Source organism: Chryseobacterium lineare, from assembly GCF_977014045.1.
The window spans coordinates 982,010-1,004,459 of sequence record NZ_CDRNIQ010000001.1; the positions used below are offsets into that span (position 1 = coordinate 982,010).

General features: G+C 36.7%; 21 protein-coding genes. 15 read left to right on the forward strand and 6 right to left on the reverse strand.

Annotation, left to right across the window (positions count from 1 at the left end; all coding sequences use genetic code 11):
• Window positions 1-212 precede the first annotated feature (212 nt).
• Window positions 213-773 (reverse strand): helix-turn-helix domain-containing protein, encoded by a 561-nt coding sequence (locus ACWNCI_RS04335; protein ID WP_449387318.1) that lies wholly within the window; start codon window positions 771-773, stop codon window positions 213-215.
• The gene (locus tag ACWNCI_RS04340) at window positions 770-1,171 is read right to left on the reverse strand and encodes an acyl-CoA thioesterase (RefSeq protein ID WP_346985443.1); all 402 of its coding nucleotides are present in this window, start codon (window positions 1,169-1,171) and stop codon (window positions 770-772) included. The genes ACWNCI_RS04335 and ACWNCI_RS04340 overlap by 4 nt, the downstream gene beginning before the upstream one ends.
• A gap of 405 nt (window positions 1,172-1,576) precedes the next feature.
• Here ACWNCI_RS04340 and ACWNCI_RS04345 point away from each other — a divergent pair, with 405 nt between their 5' ends.
• Window positions 1,577-1,990: an RNA recognition motif domain-containing protein gene (locus tag ACWNCI_RS04345; RefSeq protein WP_346985442.1), complete on the forward strand. Its 414-nt coding sequence runs from the start codon at window positions 1,577-1,579 to the stop codon at window positions 1,988-1,990.
• A gap of 54 nt (window positions 1,991-2,044) precedes the next feature.
• Here ACWNCI_RS04345 and ACWNCI_RS04350 read toward each other — a convergent pair whose 3' ends face one another.
• Both ACWNCI_RS04350 and ACWNCI_RS04355 read right to left on the reverse strand, forming a co-directional pair.
• Entirely contained in the window at window positions 2,045-2,503 is a 459-nt protein-coding gene (locus ACWNCI_RS04350; protein WP_449387319.1) for a BlaI/MecI/CopY family transcriptional regulator, read from the reverse strand.
• A 9-nt stretch (window positions 2,504-2,512) separates the two neighbouring features.
• Entirely contained in the window at window positions 2,513-3,115 is a 603-nt protein-coding gene (locus tag ACWNCI_RS04355) for a phosphatase PAP2 family protein (RefSeq protein WP_449387320.1), read from the reverse strand.
• A gap of 127 nt (window positions 3,116-3,242) precedes the next feature.
• Between ACWNCI_RS04355 and pdhA the strand changes: the two genes are divergently transcribed.
• The 9 genes from pdhA (at window position 3,243) to ACWNCI_RS04400 (ending at window position 11,513) form a co-directional block, all read left to right on the forward strand.
• Window positions 3,243-4,244: a pyruvate dehydrogenase (acetyl-transferring) E1 component subunit alpha gene (gene pdhA, locus ACWNCI_RS04360; protein WP_346985438.1), complete on the forward strand. Its 1,002-nt coding sequence runs from the start codon at window positions 3,243-3,245 to the stop codon at window positions 4,242-4,244.
• Window positions 4,245-4,352: 108 nt separating this feature from the next.
• Window positions 4,353-5,966: a 2-oxo acid dehydrogenase subunit E2 gene (locus ACWNCI_RS04365; protein WP_449387321.1), complete on the forward strand. Its 1,614-nt coding sequence runs from the start codon at window positions 4,353-4,355 to the stop codon at window positions 5,964-5,966.
• Between the two features lie 296 nt (window positions 5,967-6,262).
• Window positions 6,263-6,931: an ABC transporter ATP-binding protein gene (locus ACWNCI_RS04370; RefSeq protein WP_346985437.1), complete on the forward strand. Its 669-nt coding sequence runs from the start codon at window positions 6,263-6,265 to the stop codon at window positions 6,929-6,931.
• Between the two features lie 14 nt (window positions 6,932-6,945).
• Window positions 6,946-7,524 (forward strand): murein L,D-transpeptidase catalytic domain-containing protein, encoded by a 579-nt coding sequence (locus ACWNCI_RS04375; protein WP_449387322.1) that lies wholly within the window; start codon window positions 6,946-6,948, stop codon window positions 7,522-7,524.
• A gap of 33 nt (window positions 7,525-7,557) precedes the next feature.
• Complete coding sequence (gene radC, locus ACWNCI_RS04380) at window positions 7,558-8,235, forward strand: RadC family protein (RefSeq protein WP_449387323.1); 678 nt, start codon at window positions 7,558-7,560, stop codon at window positions 8,233-8,235.
• Complete coding sequence (locus ACWNCI_RS04385; protein WP_449387324.1) at window positions 8,232-9,155, forward strand: hypothetical protein; 924 nt, start codon at window positions 8,232-8,234, stop codon at window positions 9,153-9,155. Before radC ends, ACWNCI_RS04385 begins: the two co-directional genes overlap by 4 nt.
• A 13-nt stretch (window positions 9,156-9,168) precedes the next feature.
• Window positions 9,169-10,329 carry a hypothetical protein gene (locus ACWNCI_RS04390; protein ID WP_449387325.1) on the forward strand — a complete coding sequence of 387 codons (1,161 nt, stop codon included), beginning with the start codon at window positions 9,169-9,171 and terminating at the stop codon, window positions 10,327-10,329.
• Window positions 10,330-10,367: 38 nt separating this feature from the next.
• Window positions 10,368-10,880 (forward strand): DUF7935 family protein, encoded by a 513-nt coding sequence (locus ACWNCI_RS04395; protein ID WP_346985432.1) that lies wholly within the window; start codon window positions 10,368-10,370, stop codon window positions 10,878-10,880.
• Between the two features lie 21 nt (window positions 10,881-10,901).
• On the forward strand, window positions 10,902-11,513 hold the full coding sequence (locus tag ACWNCI_RS04400; protein ID WP_346985431.1) for an inorganic pyrophosphatase: 612 nt from the start codon (window positions 10,902-10,904) through the stop codon (window positions 11,511-11,513).
• 343 nt (window positions 11,514-11,856) lie between these two features.
• Here the strand turns inward: ACWNCI_RS04400 and ACWNCI_RS04405 are convergent.
• A protein-coding gene (locus tag ACWNCI_RS04405; RefSeq protein ID WP_449386732.1) for an IS3 family transposase occupies window positions 11,857-12,947 on the reverse strand; the annotation gives its coding sequence in 2 pieces (ribosomal slippage) (window positions 11,857-12,695 and window positions 12,695-12,947; 1,092 coding nt in all).
• Window positions 12,948-13,418: 471 nt separating this feature from the next.
• On the opposite strand from ACWNCI_RS04405, the gene ACWNCI_RS04410 reads away from it, so the two are divergent.
• The 4 genes from ACWNCI_RS04410 to ACWNCI_RS04425 all read left to right on the forward strand — a co-directional run bounded on the left by ACWNCI_RS04410 (window position 13,419) and on the right by ACWNCI_RS04425 (window position 19,847).
• Window positions 13,419-13,691: a hypothetical protein gene (locus ACWNCI_RS04410; RefSeq protein WP_449387326.1), complete on the forward strand. Its 273-nt coding sequence runs from the start codon at window positions 13,419-13,421 to the stop codon at window positions 13,689-13,691.
• Window positions 13,692-14,266: 575 nt separating this feature from the next.
• Window positions 14,267-15,217, forward strand: a complete 951-nt coding sequence (locus ACWNCI_RS04415; RefSeq protein ID WP_449387327.1) for a hypothetical protein — start codon at window positions 14,267-14,269, stop codon at window positions 15,215-15,217.
• An 84-nt stretch (window positions 15,218-15,301) separates the two neighbouring features.
• The gene (locus ACWNCI_RS04420) at window positions 15,302-16,036 is read left to right on the forward strand and encodes a DNA-binding domain-containing protein (RefSeq protein ID WP_449387328.1); all 735 of its coding nucleotides are present in this window, start codon (window positions 15,302-15,304) and stop codon (window positions 16,034-16,036) included.
• Between the two features lie 1,096 nt (window positions 16,037-17,132).
• Window positions 17,133-19,847: a sodium-translocating pyrophosphatase gene (locus ACWNCI_RS04425; protein WP_449387329.1), complete on the forward strand. Its 2,715-nt coding sequence runs from the start codon at window positions 17,133-17,135 to the stop codon at window positions 19,845-19,847.
• A 281-nt stretch (window positions 19,848-20,128) separates the two neighbouring features.
• Here the strand turns inward: ACWNCI_RS04425 and ACWNCI_RS04430 are convergent, their stop codons facing one another.
• On the reverse strand, window positions 20,129-21,268 hold the full coding sequence (locus tag ACWNCI_RS04430) for an aminotransferase class I/II-fold pyridoxal phosphate-dependent enzyme (protein WP_449387330.1): 1,140 nt from the start codon (window positions 21,266-21,268) through the stop codon (window positions 20,129-20,131).
• 89 nt (window positions 21,269-21,357) lie between these two features.
• Here ACWNCI_RS04430 and ACWNCI_RS04435 point away from each other — a divergent pair, with 89 nt between their 5' ends.
• Complete coding sequence (locus ACWNCI_RS04435; RefSeq protein WP_449387331.1) at window positions 21,358-22,404, forward strand: M28 family metallopeptidase; 1,047 nt, start codon at window positions 21,358-21,360, stop codon at window positions 22,402-22,404.
• Window positions 22,405-22,450 lie beyond the last annotated feature (46 nt).

The following is a 22,450-nucleotide window of genomic DNA, read 5'->3' on the forward strand; positions in this document are numbered from 1 at the left end:
TTTAAGGATAATGTTTATAAAATTCTGTTTTTAAAGTAGGTGAGTTTTAGCGTTGGAGCGTTTTAGAGTAGGAAAATGTATTAAATTTCTCTTGTAGATCAGGCGGTTTACGAAGGTTTTTTTTAATTTAATACAAGAGAAACTACAAAAATATCTGTGCAATCTACGAGACTTTAAACCCAAAAAACTCTCCCATTCTTAAACCCTCCAACTTAAATTTGGTCGAGTGGTTTTCTGTTATGAACTTTCAGTTTTTTAAATTCGGTAGGAGTGAACCCCGTGACATTCCGGAATTGAGAAGATAGATGCTGAACGCTTTTGTAACCTAATTTTCCTGCAATTTCTGTTAACGTAAATTCATTGTAAAGGAGCAATTCTTTCACTTTTTCAATCTTTTGAAGAATAAAAAACTGTTCAACAGTGAGGTTTTCGTTCTGAGAGAAAGTTTTGGAAAGGGTGCTGTAATCTTTATGGAGCCTGTTGCTCAGGAAATCGGACAGGAGAAAGTTTTCATCAATATCAGTTTCGCTGATTTTTTGAATGATGAGGTTTTTCATCTTTTCGATCAGTTGGTGTGCGGAATCTTTTATCCTCTCAAAACCTGTTTTTTCCAACAGATCCTCCAGAATTTCCAGTTTTTCTTCTGAAATATCATATGCTGTTTCTATTTCTCCGAGGCTGATGTTTTTAACTTCAACATTTATTTCATTAAAAATATTTGAAACTGCAGCAATACACCTTCCGCACACCATATTTTTTATAAAAACTCTCATTCCTGATTCTGAATGTTTAATCTGTCTTTTACAAACTCGACTTTAGTTTTTCCGTGCGGTGCAGGATTTCCCTGTTCGTCAAGATTTACCATGACAATTTTATCAACGGTGATGATCGTCTGATGGGTCATTTTGTTTCTTACATCACACCTTAGCGTAAGAGAAGTAGATCCGAAAGAAGAAACTTCGATGCCAATTTCAATAATATCTCCCTGTTTGGCTGAGCTTACAAAGTTAATTTCTGAGATAAATTTTGTAACTACTTTTTTATTTTCAAGCTGAATAACTGCATACAAAGCGGCTTCTTCATCAATCCACTGTAAAAGTCTTCCTCCGAATAATGATTGGTTGGGGTTCAGATCTTCGGGTTTTACCCATTTTCTTGTGTGATAATTCATAATTCCTGATATTTCCGGGTACAAATTTACTATTTAAAACCGGCATCATCAAAGGATTTATATTTAGTATGATAAAGAGAATTATTTATTTTCTCGATGATAAATGAGGTAAAGGATCGCTTTGTATTCTCAATTATTTAAGAATTGCTTTATTATCAACAATTTTAATGATAATGAGTTTTTTACTAAATATTCATAAATATTTAATGATGAATTAATACTTTTTAACAAAGTAATATTTTGATTGAAAATTTTAATAAAAAAAAATCAAAAAACGTTTTGATATGAAATTATTAATCGTATCTTGCACCTGTCTTATATCTGGAATCAATATTTGTTCATTCTTTATGTTGTTTTTCTTTTATAAACCAAATCATTTTTAACATTTTTAATTTTTTTACTCAGATGAACATTTTTGTTTCAAACATCAATTACGCAACTAAAGACTATGAGTTGCAAGATCTATTTTCAGAATTTGGAGAAGTTTCTTCAGTAAAAATCATTACAGACAAAGAAACTGGGCGTTCAAGAGGTTTCGGTTTTATCGAAATGGAAGACGCTGAAGGTCAGCAAGCTATTGAAGCTCTTAATCAAAAGGATTTCAACGGAAAAACACTTAATGTTTCAGAAGCTAAACCAAGAGAAGAAAAGCCAAGAAGAGCTTTCGGTAGTAACAACGCAGGCGGAAACAGAGGCGGCGGTGGTTACGGAGGTAGCAGCAACAGAAGCGGCGGTGGTGGTTACGGAGGTAACAACAGAAGCGGCGGTGGTTACGGCGGTGGAGACCGTGGCGGTAACGGCGGCGGAAAACGTTGGTAAAAATACAAGCGGCTTCAATCTGAAGCCGCTTTTTTATTCTTTAAATCAGGAAAATTATTCCTTTTTCTTTTTTTTCTTCTTTTTGCTCTTTTTCTTATCTTTTTTCGGGTTGAGAATTTCGTTTACATAATCAAACTCCGGTTCTTTTCTTTCTACAGGATTAATGTCAATATTAAATTCTTTTAAATCTTTTGGTGAAACCATATGCTCACCAATCATAAATCCTAAAATTTCTTTTCCGGAACCATTGAAGAAATTCTCTGCGAGTTCTGTCAATAAAAATTTTCTGTATTCTTCAAATGGAACAACTGTCTGATACCTGAATATTCGGCCTTCCTTCTGTGTAGATAGATATCCTTTTTCAATCAATATTTTCAGATAGGTAGAAACTGTATTTTGGTGTGGTTTGGGATCCGGATGCTGCTCCATAATCTCTTTCAGATAAAAAGACCCTAGTTTCCACAATAATCTCATTAAGTTTTCCTCCGCGGATGTAAGATGATTTATTTTCATATAGAATTCTTAATGTTGAAACTGAATATTGCAATAAAGATATAGAAAAGATACCACAAATGCAATGCCGGCGCCCATGAATACTTCTTTCGGAGTATGTCTCTTTAAAATAATCCTTGTAATGCCTACCAAAGTTGCAATACCCAGCCAAAGGAGTCCCATATATTTATCCATCGCAAAGAAGAGTGCGGCAACAAATATATTAAATGCCGTATGCATGGAACTTTTAATGAAATAATTGCTGATCTGCATGGTTAAAAGCAGAATGAAAATGAAAAGCATTACAAAATCAACATATCCATTTTCAAAATAATTAAAAATAAGATACGAAATAACACATCCTGCAATGAAGAAATAAAGGCTTTTTCTTTGCCTGCGGTCAGATACATCCATATTCGTATATCTTCCGGTCTTTACATTCCATACTAACCAGATTATGATGGGAAGGATAATCATTAATAAAATCGGAACAAAGTAGAGTAGAGAGTCTTTCACAGCGTAATTTTTGATGCTCATGTAGATGAAAAAAATCACCAGCGAAATTAAAGGATTGAAAAAATCTGATATAATTCTTGAAATTTTACGAATGAATGAAGGCTGTTTTTCTTCCATAATTAAGTTTGACCATGTAAATATAATATTATAACTAAAAAAACAATTGGTATCTATACAATAAAAACAAAGTTTTTTTTATAATTTTGCTCAACTATTTCATAATAAATAAGCAAGAGCTCAACACATGAAAGAATTTTCTAAAGAGGTATACCTGAAGTGGTATGAAGATATGACAATGTGGAGAAGGTTTGAAGACAAATGCCGTTCTCTTTATCTAAAACAAAAAATCAGAGGTTTTTTACATTTGTATAACGGTCAGGAAGCCATTCCTGCCGGATTTACACATGCAATGGATTTAACTAAAGATAGTATGATCACTGCTTACAGATGCCACATCCATCCTATGGCGATGGGAGTAGATCCTAAAAGAATTATGGCAGAACTCTGTGGTAAAGCTACAGGTACGTCAGGAGGTATGGGTGGATCTATGCACATTTTCAGCAAAGAGCACCGGTTTTACGGAGGTCACGGTATCGTTGGAGGACAAATTCCATTGGGAGCCGGTATTGCTTTTGCAGACCAATATTTCGACAGAAAAGCGGTGAACATCTGCTTTTTCGGAGACGGAGCAGCCAGACAGGGATCATTACATGAAACGTTTAACATGGCCATGAACTGGAAACTTCCTGTAATTTTCGTTGTTGAAAATAATCAGTATGCAATGGGAACTTCTGTAAAAAGAACTGCCAACCACGAAGATATCTATAAATTAGGTTTAGGATATGAAATGCCTTGTCTTGCAGTAGATGCAATGGACCCTGAAAAAGTGGCGGAAGCTGCTTATGAAGCAATCGAAAGAGCAAGAAGAGGAGATGGTCCTACTTTCATCGAAGCGAGAACATACCGTTACAGAGGACACTCAATGTCTGATGCTGAACCTTACAGATCTAAAGAAGAAGTTGCGATCCACAAAAATGATGACCCTATTGAATTGATCAGACAAAGAATTCTGGCTAACAGCTGGGCTACTGAAGAAGAATTGGAAGCAATGGATAACAAATCAAGAGACTTTGTTGAGGAATGTATCGAATTCATGGAAAATTCACCATATCCGGATGCAGAAAAAATCTATGAGTATGTATATTCTCAGGAAGATTATCCGTTCTTAGACAAATTAGAAAACTAAAAGATAATAAGTCAATTTGAAAGTTTGAAAATTTGAAAATGATTTATTATCATATCTTTTTTAATTTTCAAATTAACAAATTACCAAATTTTCAAATTAAAATAAATTATGGCAGAAGTAATTACAATGCCACGTCTTTCCGATACAATGACGGAAGGAAAAGTGGCTAAATGGCATAAAAAAGTAGGAGATAAAGTAAAGGAAGGAGATATCTTAGCTGAAATTGAAACCGACAAGGCTGTTCAGGATTTTGAATCTGAAGTAGAAGGAACCCTTTTATACGTTGGTGTGGAAGAAGGTGGCGCGGCAGCTGTAGATTCTGTTTTGGCAATTATCGGTAATGAAGGAGAGGATATCTCCGAACTAACAGGTGGTGAGGCTCCGAAATCCAATGATTCTGAAGAGAAAAAAGTCGATGAAGATCATAAAACAGAAAATAACTCGACCAGTATAGAGCAAGCTGATGCTGAAATTCCTGCAGGAGTAGAAGTCATTACCATGCCACGTCTTTCCGATACAATGACGGAAGGAAAAGTAGCAAAATGGCACAAAAATGTAGGTGATACTGTAAAAGAAGGAGATCTTCTTGCGGAGATCGAAACAGATAAAGCCGTTCAGGATTTCGAATCTGAATTCAACGGAGTACTGTTGAAGCAAGGTGTTGAAGAAGGTGGTGCTGCTCCTGTTGATTCAGTTTTAGCGATCATCGGACCTGAAGGAACAGATGTTTCAGGAGTTGGTGCTCCAAAAGCAGCTTCATCATCAGAAGAAAAACCGGCTGAACAAAAACCGGAAGCTAAATCAGAAGAAAAAGCTGCTCCGGTTGCAAATTCTTCATCTTCAGACAGAGTTGCTATTTCACCACTAGCCAAGAAAATGGCTCAGGATAAAGGTGTTGATATTAACAGTATTCAGGGTTCAGGAGAAAACGGAAGAATCGTTAAAAAAGATATTGAAAATTATCAGCCTTCTGCAAAACCGGCAGCTTCAGCTTCATCAGCAAGTCCTGCTGCGGCTCAGGTTGCATTAAGCTTCGTTCAGGGTGAAGATACAGAAACTCCGAATTCGCAAGTAAGAAACGTTATCGCAAAACGTCTTTCTGAAAGTAAATTCTCTGCGCCTCACTATTATCTGATGGTAGAAATCAATATGGATAAAGCGATTGAAGCAAGAAAAGAAATCAATTCTTTACCGGATACTAAAATCTCTTTCAACGATATGATCATTAAGGCAACAGCTGTTGCATTAAGAAAGCATCCGCAGGTAAATTCAAGCTGGGCTGGTGACAAGATCATTCACAGAGGAAACATCAATGTCGGTGTAGCAGTTGCAATTCCGGACGGATTGGTTGTTCCGGTTCTTAAGAATACAGACCAGATGAACTACACGCAGATTTCTGCCGCAGTAAAAGATATGGCAGCAAGAGCGAAAAACAAAGGTCTTAAAGCTAATGAAATGGAAGGTTCTACTTTCTCAATTTCAAACTTAGGAATGTTCGGAATCGAGACCTTTACAAGTATTATCAATCAGCCAAACTCTGCGATCCTTTCAGTAGGAGCGATTATCGAAAAGCCTGTTGTGAAAAACGGTCAGATCGTAGTCGGAAACATTATGAAGCTTTCATTAGCTTGTGACCACAGAGTGGTAGACGGAGCTACTGGTGCTGAGTTCCTGCAGACTTTAAAGACATATTTAGAAAATCCTTTAACTTTGTTACTGTAATTTCTAACGTTTTGAATATAAAAACGCTTCTCAAGTTTTGAGGAGCGTTTTTGTTTGATTATATTTAAATGAGATGTTTCGACAGGTTCAGCAAGACATCTCAATATTATTTATTTAATATTCATAAATTTATGTAATGGTCATAAAAACAGTTAGTATTCGCAATGTCATGCTGAGCGCAGTCGAAGCATTTCTTTATATCTGAAGGTAAATATTTGACGAAAAAGAGAATTTTTCAAGATATAAATCCATTTAAAACTATCCAATATTTCAAATCAATTCACTATTTTTGAACTATGATTAAAGCAAGAAATATCCATAAATCTTATGGGAATTTAGAAGTACTGAAAGGGGTTGATATTCATATCAAAGTCGGTGAGGTTGTTTCAATTGTAGGGGAATCCGGAGCAGGGAAATCAACTCTTTTGCAGATTCTCGGCACATTGGACCAACCAACAAATTCCGGTAAGTATGACACGGAAATTAGTATTGCCGGAGAATCTTTTATCAATATGAATGATAAACAGCTTTCTAAATTCAGAAATCAAAATATTGGTTTTGTATTTCAGTTTCATCAGTTGCTTCCGGAATTTACAGCTTTGGAAAATGTTTTACTGCCCACAAAAATTGCGGGAGCGAACGAAAAAGAAGCGATTGAAAAGGCTTATGCTTTATTTGAAGATTTAAGGATTGAACAGCGTCTGCACCATAAACCCAATCAGTTATCCGGTGGTGAAGCACAAAGGGTAGCAGTGGCGAGAGCTTTAATCAATTCACCGAAAATTATCTTTGCGGACGAACCAACAGGAAATCTTGATTCAAAAAACGCAGATGACCTTCACCGATTATTTTTTGATTTGAGAGATAAATATAACCAGACATTTATCATCGTCACTCATAATCCGAATCTTGCAGAAATCACTGACCGGAAACTTGTGATGAAAGATGGGATGATCATCGAATAAATAAAGCTCCGCAAATGATGAAACACTTTATTTTTTTATTCCTTTTATTCTTTTCATGCTCCCAATTTGAATCTCAGATTCAGACCTATTCTGATTTGCCAAAATCTAAAATTTCGCAGATTAAAGACTATCTGAGAGGAAAAAACTATAATCAGGATCTTGCTATTTTTATCAACTTTAAAATCCATTCAGGAAAATACAGATATTTTGTCTACGATCTGAAAAATGATAAAATATTACAGAAAGCGATTGTTGCACACGGAGACGGTTCCGTTGTTCAGAATTCACAGACTTTACGTTTCAGTAATATTGACGGCTCACATCAGTCTTCGTTAGGTAAATACGAAATCAGAGAAAGTTATTCCGGAAAGTTCGGAAAAGCTTACCGTCTTGAGGGCCTTGATGAGACAAACAGTAATGCAAGATCCAGAGCAATAGTTCTTCATTCATATTATTGTGTTCCTGATAAAGAGTCTGAAGAAGTTACATGCCTGAGCTTTGGCTGCCCGATGCTTTCAAAAAATGCTTTTAACAAGACCGCAAAATATATAGACGAATCGAAACAGCCCGTGATCTTATATGCGTTTTACTAAACAATTTCATAATTCTTAACTTATACTCTTAAAATGTCTATTAAATTTTTAGCTGAAGACGACCGACCACGGGAAAAATTTCTGCTTAAAGGCAAAAGTTCGCTTTCTGATTCCGAGCTTCTGGCTATCATTATGGGAAGTGGAAGCAGAGACGAGACAGCGGTTGAACTGGCGAGGAAAATTTTAGCCTCCGTTGGCAACAACTGGCATCAGTTGAGCCTGCTTTCTATTCGTGATCTGATGAAATTTAAAGGAGTGGGAGAAGTTAAGGCCATCAGTATAACTGCTGCGTTGGAGATAGGCAGGAGAAGAGCCAAACAGGAAATTTCAAAGAAAAAAGTGATATCAGGCAGTAATGATGCTTATTTAATTTTTAAAGATGAATTATCAGATTTAAGGACAGAAGAATTCTGGGCTATTTTTCTTAATCAAAGCAATAAAGTTATTTATCTGGCGCAGCTCACACAAGGCGGAATAAGCCAGTCGATTGTGGATATAAGAGTTTTGTTTAAAACTGCTTTCGATCATTTTGCAACGGGAATTATTGTGGCACACAACCATCCTTCAGGTAATTTAAAACCGAGCAGGGAAGATATAGAGATTACTCAAAAGATAAAAGAAGCAGGAAAAATACTGGGTATTCAGCTCCTTGATCATCTTATTATTACGCAGAATTCATATTTTAGTTTCTCAGACGACGGATTACTATGATTAGACGACTGAAATATCACGAAATCGACTTCGAAAAATATATAAAATGTCTTGAAAATTCTGAGCAGCGGAAATATTCTGCGTCCAGACTTTTTCTTGATATCACATCACGAAGAAATTGGGAAGTTTTAATTTTTAATGATTATGAAGCAGTAATGCCAGTACCTTTTATCAAAAGATTCGGAATAAAAATCGTCATCAATCCCAGACTGTGCCAGCAATTGGGTGTTTTTTCAGAAAAAGATGATAAGAAATTGAATGAGTGTTTCCTTACCTATTTTAAGAAGAATTATAACATATGGTATTATGCTTTTAATGATAAAAATTCATTTATAAGCTCTTTAAAAAAAAGAAAAAACTTCCTGATCTATCCTGATGAATATGAAAAGGTAAGACAAAAATATTCACCGAAAAGAAAGAGAAAATTAAGATTGGATGAAGATGTCCTTGCGGTATCTGAAATCCGTGATATAAGAATAACTGAAGCACGTGACTTTATCTCAGAAAATATGATCGGTGCAAAAAATGATGATGACAAAAATAAGTTTCTGAAGATTTTTGAGGATTTTGATAAGTCGGGATCTCTTACCATTTCTGCATTCTTTTATAAAAACAGAATCATTAATGCCATCGCAATTTATCATGATGAAAAAACATCTGTTTTGTTGGGAACATTCAATGATCGTGAGTTTGTAAAGCTTGCCGGCTCTTCAGTTATCATCGATGATGTGATCAGAAAAAATATAAAAGAAAAGATTTTCGATTTCGAAGGAAGTGAAGTTCCGGCCATTGAAGAATTTTTTAGAGGTTTTCGACCTGAGCTGAAACCTTATCCATTTATAAAACATTCTAAGAAAGAAATGTTGATAAAAGTTTTTAAATTGAATACAGGACACTTATTTATTAGTAAGCGTAATTAAAAAAACAATTAAAATGTCAAAAGCAGGTAAGGGTATCGTCGGTTTTCTGTTAACAGTTTATTTATGCATAATGTCATATTATCTGTACACGCACCAATATTACAATGCAGATATTGAAGCATATATGGGGATCGTTTACAAGTACAATTTTCCTGATATGAAGATTGAAGACATCCACAAAAAAGTGTACGACGAGCTTAAATCGAAAGATTCTGATACCGGTAAAAGTGATCTCAGCCATAAGGAAGAAGCTGCAGGTGAAAATACTTACTATCAGATTATATCTGAAAATCCAAAAGCGTATGAAGAAGAACTGCATCTTTTTACGGTGAAGCCATTGTACAATTTTGTTAATTCAGTTTTTTTCAGACTTGGGTTTGATGCGTCTACATCTACTTTTTTGATTACTATAATTTCCTATGTTCTAATTGTAGCGCTCATTTTTATTTTTCTATCGGATATTCTTAAAAATTATTATCTGGCTTTCGCCTTAACCATTTTAATCTCTTTATTTAAGCCGCTTTTAGATACTTCGCGCCACGCAACGCCTGATGGTCTTTCCACATTGCTTCTTTTACTGAGTTTTTATTTTGCTGTTATGAAAAGAAATCTCTGGATCGCCGCTGCTTTCGGAGTTTTATGTATTCTTACCAGACCGGAATATTTTATTTTTTACAGTTTTTTATTGATAGTATTATACATTTTCAGATCAGATTTTAATTTCAAGGCAAGAAATATTGCTTTTACATTTATCTTTTTTACATTAGCTTTTGGTGTCATACAATATTTCAATCAGATTTCCTGGTCGGTATTATTTATGAATCAGTTTACGAAAGTTCAGCTTTATCCGGTATCAAATCCGGATTCTTTTAATTTTTACGAATATCTGGCTTGTATTAAAAGTAAGTTGCTTTTTGAGTTCAATACTTCTTACTTTCCGCTGCTTTTGATTTTTATCATGATTATTCTGAATTATAAAATGCTAAAACAAAAGGACAGAAAGAGTCTTATGTATCTTGGGCTTTTCCTGGCCGTTTATTTCACTGTATTTATCCGGTTTTTTATGTTTCCGAGTCTGGTAAACAGGATGATGGTAGGCTTTTATCTGATTATCATTTTGTCGCTTATTGCCTATCAGAATTCCAAACATCAAATAATGGCTAAGTCTGCATAATTATTCTAAAATTATCGTTAATTTTGCTACCTCAAATTATGGCAAGTTTTTCAGGATATTTACCGTATGCTTTTGCATTAATTATTGCGATACCGTTTCTGGTTTTGCTCAGACAGTTTGTATTTACTTACATTAAACTTAAAGAACAGGAAATCAAGTTACTTGCCGTAAAATCAAATAGCGGCAACAAGGTTCAGTCTTACGAAAGGATGACGCTTTTTATGGAAAGAATTAAACCTTCCAATCTTATTCAGCGTTTTGATAAAGATCTTGCCGTTCACGAGTTCATTTTCCTTACAGAAAAAACGATCAATGAAGAATTTGATTACAACTCTTCCCAGCAGCTTTACATTACCAAAAATTCATGGAAAAATATCATGGATTCCAAAAACGCCGTTATTGAGCTGCTCCATAAAACGTATCGTGAGATCAGTGGAGATGCAACGCTTGATGAATTCAAAACAGTCTTTATCATGAATTTCATTAATGGTGAAGATTATATAACCGCGACCATTGAAGACCTGAAAAGAGAAATTTTAATAATAGCTTAACTAAAAAAATAAAATTAAATAATGATTCCAAATTTTAAAGCACATCCATGGCACGGGGTTTCTGCAGGAGAAGATGCGCCAAATGTTGTAAATGTTTTCGTGGAGATTGTTCCTTCGGATACCATTAAATATGAAGTGGATAAAGAAACAGGATTTTTAAAGGTAGACAGGCCTCAGAAATTCTCAAACATTATTCCGGCATTGTATGGTTTCGTTCCAAGAACCTATTGTGATACAGGTGTAATGAATTTAGCGATCGAAAGAGGGGCAAATGATGTTACCATGGGAGATCACGATCCGTTGGATATCTGTGTTCTTAGCTCGCACAATATTCATGCAGGAGGTTTATTGATGGAAGCTATTCCGATCGGTGGTTTCAAAATGATTGACGGAGGAGAAGCTGATGATAAAATCGTTGCTGTAATGATCGGTGATCATGCTTTCGGACATTTCAGAGATATTTCAGAATTGCCTGAAGCGGAAGTGAAACGATTAATGCATTACTTTTTAACGTATAAAAACTTACCGGATGAACCTGCAAAATGCAGAATCCAGGAAGTTTACGGTGCTGAGCATGCTAAAAAAGTAATCAGAGCCTCTCAGGAAGATTACGCAAACAAATACGGAGGATAATTTTCTTCTAAACATCATAAAAAAAGGATAAATGAATTTTCGTTTATCCTTTTTTTATTTTCCTATGATTCAATATTTCATTAGTTGTAATTCCTTCGGCGTTTAAATAAAAAGAATTATAAGATTATTATTTTAAGATTGGGAAAATTATTCAATCCTTTATTGATCGACATTTCCGGGAGTATGTCAATCCCATAAAAAAAGTAGTCTATCGTAGACTACTTTTTTCATCTACAAATGTAAACAAATTCTTTTTACTTGCAAACACAACAAATTGTTTTCTAATTTCTTAGTTTTGTTCATCATAAAGTCTTTATGTAAGCTACCCAATTTTGTGACCATTCTAAATGATAGATTCTTTCATTTTTTGTTTATATTTTTTAGGGCTTATATTTCCTAATGCTTCGTGCGGTCTGTTGTAATTATATTCTATCCACCACTGATTTGCTTTTTCTTCGGCATCCTGTAGATTTTTAAAGACATACATATTGAGAAGCTCATTTCTACAGCTTTTATTCAGTCTTTCAATAAGGCTGTTTTGTGTAGGTTTCCCTGGTTGTATATAATGGATCTCTATTTTATTTTCCTGAGCCCATAGCTGAAGATTTTTAGATATAAACTCAGGGCCATTGTCAACTCTTATGCGTTTAGGCTTACGCCCTTGTTGTTTTAACTGTTCTAAAACTCTCACTACTCTTGCAGAACAGATACTTGTATCAATTTCCATAGACAGTAATTCCCGGTTATAATCATCAGCAATATTTAATATTCTGAATCTTCTCCCGTCATATAAACTGTCGCTCATAAAATCCATACTCCAACATTCATCAGGCTCCAGAGGAATATTGATGTTTTCTTTGATTCTGGTGGGAAGTCTTTTTCTTACCCTTCTGCGAATGCTCATTTTTAAGGCCACATAAACCCTATGAACCCGTTTATGATTCCAAATATATCCCAAATTCCTAAGTTTATGATATAGCTTCCAAAAACCATAACCTGGATGCTCTTGCGAAAGTCTGGTCAGAGCATCAATTAATTCATCGTCGTTCTTTCTGCTTTTGTACCGATAGCTGCGCCTGCTGATACCAATTGTTAAACAACTTTTCCTCTCACTGAAATTATATTTCTCCCGGATAAAGTTGACAATTTCACGCCGTCCAGAAGGCTTTACCACTTTTTTGACAGAACATCTTTTAAAGCTTCAATCTCTAAACATCTTTCTGCATAAAGTTTTTTAAGTTTAGAATTTTCGGATTCCAGATCCCGCATCTTTTGAATATCCGAACTTTCCATCCCAGAATATTTACTCTTCCAACGATAAAATGTACCTTGTGTAATACCATGAGTACGGCATATTTCTATCACACTCTTCCCAAGTTCTTGTTCTTTCAAAATTCCAAAAACCTGACTCTCTGAATACTTACTCTTTTTCATATTTAAATTTAAAGTTTTTTAAAGCAAAAACTCTATCTTTAAATGGATACATTTTCAGGGAAGTTTACATTTAAAAAAAAACTTGTAGCAAAACAGCCGGAATTTTACACCCCGTTTTACACCTGTTTTTAAGAAGTTTTGCAATGGTGAGCTTTGTATGTAAAAAGTAGTCTACGATAGACTACTTTCTTACAAAACATGAGACTACAAATGATATTTCCCTCTAAAGCCCTCTCCCTCCAACGCTTTTGCGTGGTATTGTTGTGCTTTTTGGTGGTCTTGGTATCATCATTGTTGAGCGCTCAAACCTTTTTACAATCCGATTCTGTAGTCTTTGTATCCGAAGACTCGTATTTGTATGCAGATTCTCCAATATATATTTCCGGTCAAACTTTTAGAAAAGGCTCTTTTAAGAAGTGGCCCAAAACAATTATTAAAAGATCCTCTCCAAGAACTTCCACTCAGAAGTCAATGAGTAGTCCAACGCATAATGCTTTCTATAAAAGCAGTCCAACAGGCAGACATACCTTTGCACTCCTTTTTAATTCTTCTTCAATGGCTGTTATCGGAAGCTCTTCTCCGGTAAAACTTCAGCATAAAACAATACCATCTTCCTTTTTTCTATTAACAAGCGCAAGAAGGGATAAAGAAAAATGTATTTATATCATTCCTTATCCTTTCCAGCTAAAACATATTATGATCAATCATTTCGGGCGTCCTCCGCCCAATTTTAAACACGGATAACACTAATGTTTTATCACAAATGGTACAAATTGTTGAACGCCAATAAAAACAAATGCTTTAGCAAAGGAGATTATCCACTCTATTTGTCATCCCGTAGGGATCTCAGCAAAGAATTCCACATAATATTTGTGAAATTAGTGTTCAACCATTAGTGCCATTCGTGTTTCGTCAATTCGAGTGTTTTTTCGTAACAAGGTGAAGAAAAAATGTATCGGGAATGAATTTATCCTCAAACTCACAAACTTCTCGATACGATTTTTTCAAAATCTACTCGAAGTGACGAGCCTGTCGAAGCTATTATTGAGTCGGAGGGTTTGAGAGTGGGAGGGTTTTAGGGTGGAGTGGAATATGGGAGGATTTAAGAGGGAAAATAGTGGCTTCGAGTCACCTCAGCCACCAGGACTCTTCCACGCTCAAACTCTAAAACCCTCCAACTCTAGAAACTCCACAAGCTCTTATAAGTGCAACGCCTTTGTGAAACTTAAAAACACATCATAGATAAAAAAAATCTTCGTGTACTTAGTGTTCAAATGAACGCTGACTAAGTCACCAAAACATAAACATAAATACAAACAATGAAACATTTAATTACAACAGCTGTTCTGCTTTTCAGCATTACAGCATTCGCTCAAGTGGGGATTAATACAACAACTCCCAATGCTACCCTCGATATCAAAGCCAAAACAACCGATGGCAAACCTCAGGGATTGATTTTCCCTCAATTAAGTGGTACTGAAATCCAGAACAGAACCTATGGGTCGAACCATGTGGGAACGATCATTTATGCTACTGCGGCTCCTTCCGCTCCGAATACCATTACCGCAGAAATTACCGAACCGGGATTCTATTATTTTAACGGAACCAAATGGAAAAAGATAAACAGCTCAGGGAGCACAATAAGCTACACCACTATTGCAGATCCTAATATTTTGGGGTACGTACCCAGCACTACGGCAACAGCTTCCGTAGATGCACCGGCGACTTTAACAGTGGGCTCTGCTACCGCAACACGAAGAGGAACGGGAACATTTGGAGGGCATACCTATGCATCGTATTCTACAAGTGGATCTGTAACATGGTATGAAGCTTATAATGCCGCAAAAAACATGGGAGGCTATCTGGCCGTATTCACTACTGATGCAGAATGGCAGTATGTTGAAACCAATTTATTGACAGCTTATACTATATTCAATACCAATGGTGCTTGGATTGGTATGGCTAAGTTTTCTTGGTCAGCAGGTTCTGCTATGACTCCAGATCCGGAATTAAAATGGATTACGGGGGAACAACCTAATCATGATTATTCAGCGGGAGGAACTGGAGCAATAAGAAAAGTTAATTGGTTTAATTCAACAGAACCCAATAATGCAGGTAATACTGAAGGATTTATTCATGCCCACGCTAAAAATGCGGCTTATACAAAAACCGTTAATGGTTATACAAGTACACACCCATGGAATGATGTACAAGCAAATAATACAACTATTGGCTACGCAGGTGGTTTTATTGTAGAATTTCAGCAATAAAATTAATAAATCCTAACCCTGACAGGGTTCTCAACCCTGTTAGGGTTTATAATAACTTTTAACAACCATTTAAAATATACAACAATGGCAACAATTCTTCACAAAATCAAAGCGTATCTCTATGATAACGTTTTAACCAAAGACAATCCTAATGACCTAACCGCCAAAACAGTAAGCGAACGCAGTCTCAATGTACAGCAGATCTGCCAGTCAGCCGTAAGCCGCGGTGGGGCAGATATCTCCGCCTCAGCGATGGAGCATGCCACAGAGTTGTTCCTTAAGGAAATGGCGTATCAGTTGTGTGATGGATATTCTATTAATACTGGTTACTTTATGGCCAACACCACCATTCGTGGGGTTTTTGATAGTCCGTCAGAGACATTTAATAAAGACAAGCACAGCATCATCTTTCAGTTCAACCAGGGAGAAAAACTAAGGGCAGAGATTCCTAATATTGAAGTCGAAATCCTGGGCGTGGCAGAGGCTTCTGCAATAATCTTGCAGGTAACGGACGTGAAGAGCGGTTCGGTCAATGATCTTCTTACTTCGGGTAGAAACCTTAAGATTGCAGGAAGCAAGATCAAGGTAGCAGGCAACGATCCTTTTGTTGGGGTATTCTTTGTCAATACCTCCTCTAATGTCAGAACAATGGTAGAGGAAAGTGATATGGTAACCAATAATCCTTCGGAGCTTATCGTAGTGGTTCCTCCATTACCCGCAGGCACCTATTACCTGGAAGTGGTGACGCAATATGCGGGAAGTATCACGCTCAAAGAACCCCCTACCGCTGTTTTTGACCGCGAACTCACCGTACAGTAAAACAGGAGGATTGCAACGGTGCTTGCAAGGGGTATGCAAGGGCGCTAACAAGGCTCTTACACCGAGGCTTGCAAGGTGGTTGCAAGGTACCATGCAATAGGATTGCAAAAAAGAAGCTCTTTTCCGGCCGGCAAAGGAGCAGTTCATCATAAAGTCCGGCTAATATCATTTGTCTGCGCTCCGGTTAGGTTTTGGGTCCTGGCCGGAGTTTTTTTGTGGAAGGGTTTTTGAGTTTGAGGGTGAGAGTGTTTTTGAGTATCTGAGTATGAGAGTTTCTACGGAACGACAAAGAGTTGTAAAATGCCGGTGACTGAGGATCTCGAAGTCACATCCTCTTCACATAATGGGAATGGATTTCAAACGCAAGGAGCGCAAGGTTTTATTTGAAATTAATTGCGCATATTTTCCGTTCGCAATGGCGCTCTGCTCAGCAAATGATAGCTAAATTTAATATTGCATTGTTTTTTTTGAACACGAAGCCCACTAAGATTTTTTGAAAGTATGGCGCATATTTAGTTTCACAAAGCCGTTTGACTACGTCGAATCTTCGATTTCACTTAAAAGAGAACACAAAGCCAACTATTGTAATGGCTGACTGCAATTGATAATAGGGACAAATTAAAAATTCCACTCCTTCGGAGGGGAGGCGAAAATTCAAAGAATTTTTGTCGGGGTGGTTCAAAAATACTGCCTACACAATAACCTCCATTCTATCCATCCCAATTGTCATCCCGATAGGGATCTAAGCCCGAATATTTCCATGCTACTATTACCAACGATGCCGAGATTCCTACCGGAATGACAAAGTGTGTGTGTTAGGGTGGGAGAGTTGTAGAGTGGGGAATCTTGGTGGCTGAGCGGAGCCGAAGCCACCATTAATGTTGAGTTTAATAAAACGTACTGAGAAGGGTTTGATTTTAACTAGGATGAAGCCGGTGTTACTAAAAAAGCTTTGTATTTTTTGAATAAATAGAGTCATTAGAATAAAGATTAACCGTTTAACTTTATGATTTTTAAACAGGTATGATGTTTTTCGGTAATTTCATCAGAATAATTCATTATATTTATTACTCTATTACCAAAAAAATATTAAACTATGGATCTATTTGTGTTAGTACCAATTTTTGGTGTTGTTGCTTTACTGTACACTTTCTTTCAAAGTAACTGGGTAAGTAAGCAAAATGCCGGAAATGAAAAAATGAAAATAATCAGCGGACACATCGCTGACGGTGCAATGGCTTTCCTCAAAGCTGAGTACAAGATTTTAACCTACTTTGTTATCGTTGTAGCTATTTTATTGGCCGTGATGGGTTCCAGTAATGCGAATTCTCATTGGAGTATAGGCCTTGCATTTGTTTTTGGAGCCGTATTTTCGGCACTGGCAGGTTTTATCGGGATGAAAATTGCCACAAAAGCTAATGTAAGAACAGCAGAAGCTGCAAGAACTTCACTTTCAAAAGCTTTAAAAGTTTCCTTCACAGGAGGTTCCGTCATGGGAATGGGCGTTGCCGGTCTGGCAGTTCTAGGGTTGGGAACTCTTTTTTTAATTATCAAACAAATCTTTGCACCGAATGCACATGTTGACTCCGAGGAAATGGAAAGGACAATTGAGATCCTAACCGGTTTTTCACTGGGTGCAGAGTCTATTGCTTTATTCGCGAGAGTAGGTGGCGGTATTTATACGAAAGCAGCAGACGTAGGCGCTGATCTTGTAGGAAAGGTAGAAGCCGGAATTCCTGAAGATGATCCCAGAAACCCGGCTACAATTGCGGATAACGTTGGGGATAATGTTGGCGACGTTGCGGGGATGGGCGCCGACCTGTTCGGTTCTTATGTGGCCACGGTTTTGGCTACGATGGTCTTAGGGAGAGAAACGGTTTCAGAAGATGCATTCGGAGGCTTTGCACCGATTCTCCTGCCAATGCTTATTGCAGGTACAGGAATTATCTTTTCCATCATAGGAACTTTATTTGTAAGAATAAATGATAATGAAGATTCATCGACATCAAGCGTTCAGAATGCATTAAATCTGGGAAACTGGGGAAGCATTGTGATCACAGCGATATTTTCTTATTTTTTGGTGAATTATCTTTTACCTGATAAAATGATTTTGCGGGGACACGAATTCTCTAAAATGGGAGTCTTCGGAGCTATCATGGTAGGATTGATAGTAGGAACATTAATGAGTATCATAACAGAATATTATACGGCCATGGGAAAAAGACCTGTTTCCAGTATTGTAAGACAATCTTCTACAGGCCATGCCACCAATATCATCGGCGGACTTGCCGTGGGAATGGAATCGACCTTGCTTCCGATCATTGTTCTGGCCGGAGGAATTTATGGTTCTTATCTGTGTGCAGGATTATACGGCGTTGCTATTGCAGCAGCCGGTATGATGGCCACTACAGCCATGCAGCTTGCCATCGATGCTTTCGGACCGATTGCCGATAATGCAGGAGGAATCGCCGAAATGAGCGAATTGCCAAAAGAAGTTCGTGAGAGAACAGATATCCTGGATGCGGTAGGAAATACAACGGCAGCTACCGGAAAAGGGTTTGCCATCGCTTCAGCAGCTTTAACCGCTCTTGCTCTCTTCGCAGCGTTTGTGGGAATTGCAGGGATCGACGGAATTGATATTTACAGAGCTGATGTTTTAGCCGGACTTTTTGTCGGCGGTATGATTCCCTTTATATTTTCCTCACTGGCCATTACAGCAGTAGGACAGGCTGCCATGGCAATGGTGGAAGAAGTAAGAAGACAGTTCCGTGAAATCCCCGGAATTTTGGAAGGAAAAGCACAACCGGAATATGAAAAATGCGTTGCCATATCCACCGATGCTTCCATTAAAAAAATGATGCTTCCCGGCGCTATTGCTATTGTTTCACCTTTACTAATCGGTTTTATTTTCGGACCTGAAGTGCTGGGAGGATTTCTTGCGGGAGCAACAGTAAGCGGTGTTTTAATGGGAATGTTCCAGAATAATGCAGGAGGGGCATGGGATAATGCTAAAAAATCTTTTGAAAAGGGAGTAAACATCAATGGACAGACTTATTATAAAGGTTCAGAACCTCATAAAGCATCCGTGACAGGAGATACGGTAGGTGATCCGTTTAAAGATACTTCTGGCCCTTCGATGAATATTTTGATTAAACTGATGTCCATCGTTTCATTAGTGATTGCTCCGACATTGGCTGTTCTTCATAAAGATAAAATAGAAGCCAACAGAAAAGCAAAAATCGAAAGTTTAACAGGAATTAAAAGTACAGGAAATACCGCAGTAGTAGCTATTCCCACGGAAGTAAAAGGATATCTGAATGAAAATGGTGATTTTGTTTACGATACAGGAGCATTAAAAGAAGTGCAGCTGGAAAGCGGAAAGAAAATTTCTATTGGTGAAAACAGCCAGTTGTATGATATGTATGAAATGGTTAAAACTAAAGATCAGGCACTGCTGGATCCCAACAAATGGTTTACCATTGAAAATCTTTACTTTGAAACAGGATCAAGCGAATTGAAAACCGGCGCTGAAGCACAGCTTTTAAATCTGGTGGAAATAATGAATGCTTACCCGACAATGAGAATAAAATTAGGGGGTTACACTGACAATACAGGAAATGAGGAAAGTAATCAGAAACTTTCTAATCTGAGAGCGCAAACTGCAAAACTGAAATTACTGGAGCTGGGAATTGCCGGTGACAGGGTAGAAGCGGAAGGTTATGGCTCGCAGCATCTCGTATGTGTGGCCAATGATACTGATGAATGTAAAGCAAAAAACAGAAGAATTGACGTAAGAGTTTTGGGTCTTTAAGCTGGAATAATTTTTCTAAATAATAGTAAGCACTGCTTTTGCGGTGCTTATTTTTTATGTCTAATGTTTTAAATTCTAATATATTTTTAACATTAAGGAATTTAGGTTTAATTTCTTCATTAACTTAATCTAAATCAATTAATTGATTTCTTAATTTTTCCCGGCTTAATAAACTGAATTTCTTAATGTTAATATTAAGAAAAAACTTCGTTATTTAGATGAAGCAACGTTAAGCAGAAGTCCATAAAAAATTATTGGATCAAATTTAAATAGCCCTAAGTTTAAAGATTTTTCCTAAGATGTTCCAATGCGTTAATAATAAGATCATCTTTTTTCGCAAAGCTGAAACGTACATAATCTGAATTCTGTTTCGAATTGTAAAAAGCAGAAAGTGGAAGGCAAGCGACCTTTTTTTCTACTGTAAGCCATTTTGAAAATTCCACATCAGTCATCGTTTGGGAAATATTCCTGAAATTCACAACCTGAAAAACAGCGCCTTCAGCTTTATTCTCAACCATAAAAGGAGTTTCTTTAATAAGATCATTAAAAATATCACGCTTTTTCTGCATCAGCTGCTGATTTTCAGAAGGATCAAATATATCAAGATATTTAGCTATAGCGTATTGACATGGAGCATTAGCACTATACGATATATATTGCTGATGACATCTGAATCTGGCTGTAAGATCTTCAGAAGATAAAAGATAGCTCACTTTCCAGCCGGTAGAATGAAACATTTTCCCAAAAGAAAAGATACAGAAAGTCCTTTCCTTAAGTTCAGGATGCAAAAATGAACTGTAATGCTCAGTTCCGTCGTAACAATACGTATCATAAATTTCCTCTGAAATAAGATAAATCTCGTGATCTTTTATGAGTTCATACAGCTGATTCCATTCATCTTGAGACCATACTTTTCCGGTGGGATTCTGTGGAGAATTGATAATAATTGCTCGCGTTTTTTCTGAAATACAATCTTTTAATTTTTCCCAGTTGATGGTGAAATCGTTATCAAGATCATAATAAACAGGAATTCCATGATTTAAAACAATCGACGGACCGTACGTATAATAAGAAGGCTGTATAACAATCACTTCATCTCCTTGATTGATAATGCATTTAAGAGCAGTATATAATGTAAAGGTTGCACACGGCGTAATGGTAACCTGCTTATCATTCAGCAAAATACTGTTGTTTCTTTTTGAATTATAACGGATGATACTTTCTATCAATAAAGGATTTCCTGCGAGAGGTTCGTAATGATGTGTTGATTGATCAGCTGCTTCCTTTAAAAACTCTTTCAGGTGAGGATCAATATCAAAATCCGCAAGACCCAAAGAAAGGTCAAAGCTGTTATTTTTTAAAGCCAGCTCAGACATTTCAGAAAAAAAGGAGTAATGGGTAAATCCGTAAACTTTCTCCATATATTTTGCATTGATATCAAATATAAGAAATTTACAGATGCATAGAGATTTAAATAAATTTTGTTATTTTTAAACAAATTAAGTTTACAATGACAAAATTATTAATCCCTATATTTTCAATAGCTCTGTTAATAAGCTGTGGAACGGCAAAAACCGGTTCTGATGTTTCTTCCGGTCAGAATTCATCAACAATAAAAAATGATAAGGCATTTCTTTCTGCTTATAAGGAGATTAAAGCATCTGACTTGAAGAAAAACTTGTATATCATCGCTTCAGATGAAATGGAAGGAAGAGATACCGGAAGTCCCGGACAGAAAAGGGCAGGAGAATATATGGTAAATTACTATAAAAATCTTGGAATTTCATATCCTAAAGCACTAGGCTCTTACTATCAGAAAGTTCCTTCTGATTTTATGAAAAAGCGCGGAGGTGACAGTCTTCCGGATTCTGAAAATATTCTGGCATTTATAGAAGGTTCTGAAAAACCAGAAGAGATTGTTGTGATTTCAGGGCATTATGATCATGTAGGTACAAAAAATGGTGTGGTTTACAATGGCGCCGATGATGACGGAAGCGGAACGGTGGCTGTCATGGAAATAGCAAAAGCATTCCAGAGTGCAAAAAAAGCTGGGAAAGGACCGAAAAGATCTATTTTATTTCTTCATGTGACAGGAGAGGAGCATGGCTTATTCGGGTCTGACTATTACACCAGCAATCCTGTATTCCCGCTTGCCAATACGGTAGTTGATCTCAATATTGACATGATCGGCCGCGATGATCCCGAAAACAGAGGCAAGCAATATGTGTATGTAATCGGTTCTGAAATGCTGAGTTCTCAACTAAAAGTGATTACCGAAGCAGCAAATAAAAGAACCAATAATCTTGAGCTGAATTATAAATATGATGATCCTAGCGATCCTCAAAGATTGTACTACAGATCAGATCATTATAATTTTGCTAAAAATAATATTCCTGTCGCATTCTTCTTCGACGGTATTCATGAAGATTATCATAAACCGACCGACGATGTTGAAAAAATCGATTATGATTTGCTGGCAAAAAGAACTCAACTGGTTTTTACAACGGCTTGGGAGCTTGCCAACAGACCCGAGAGAATTACAGTAGACAGAAAATAATAATAACAAAGAAACAAAAAGAAGGCAAATTGTTAAATGCAGTTTG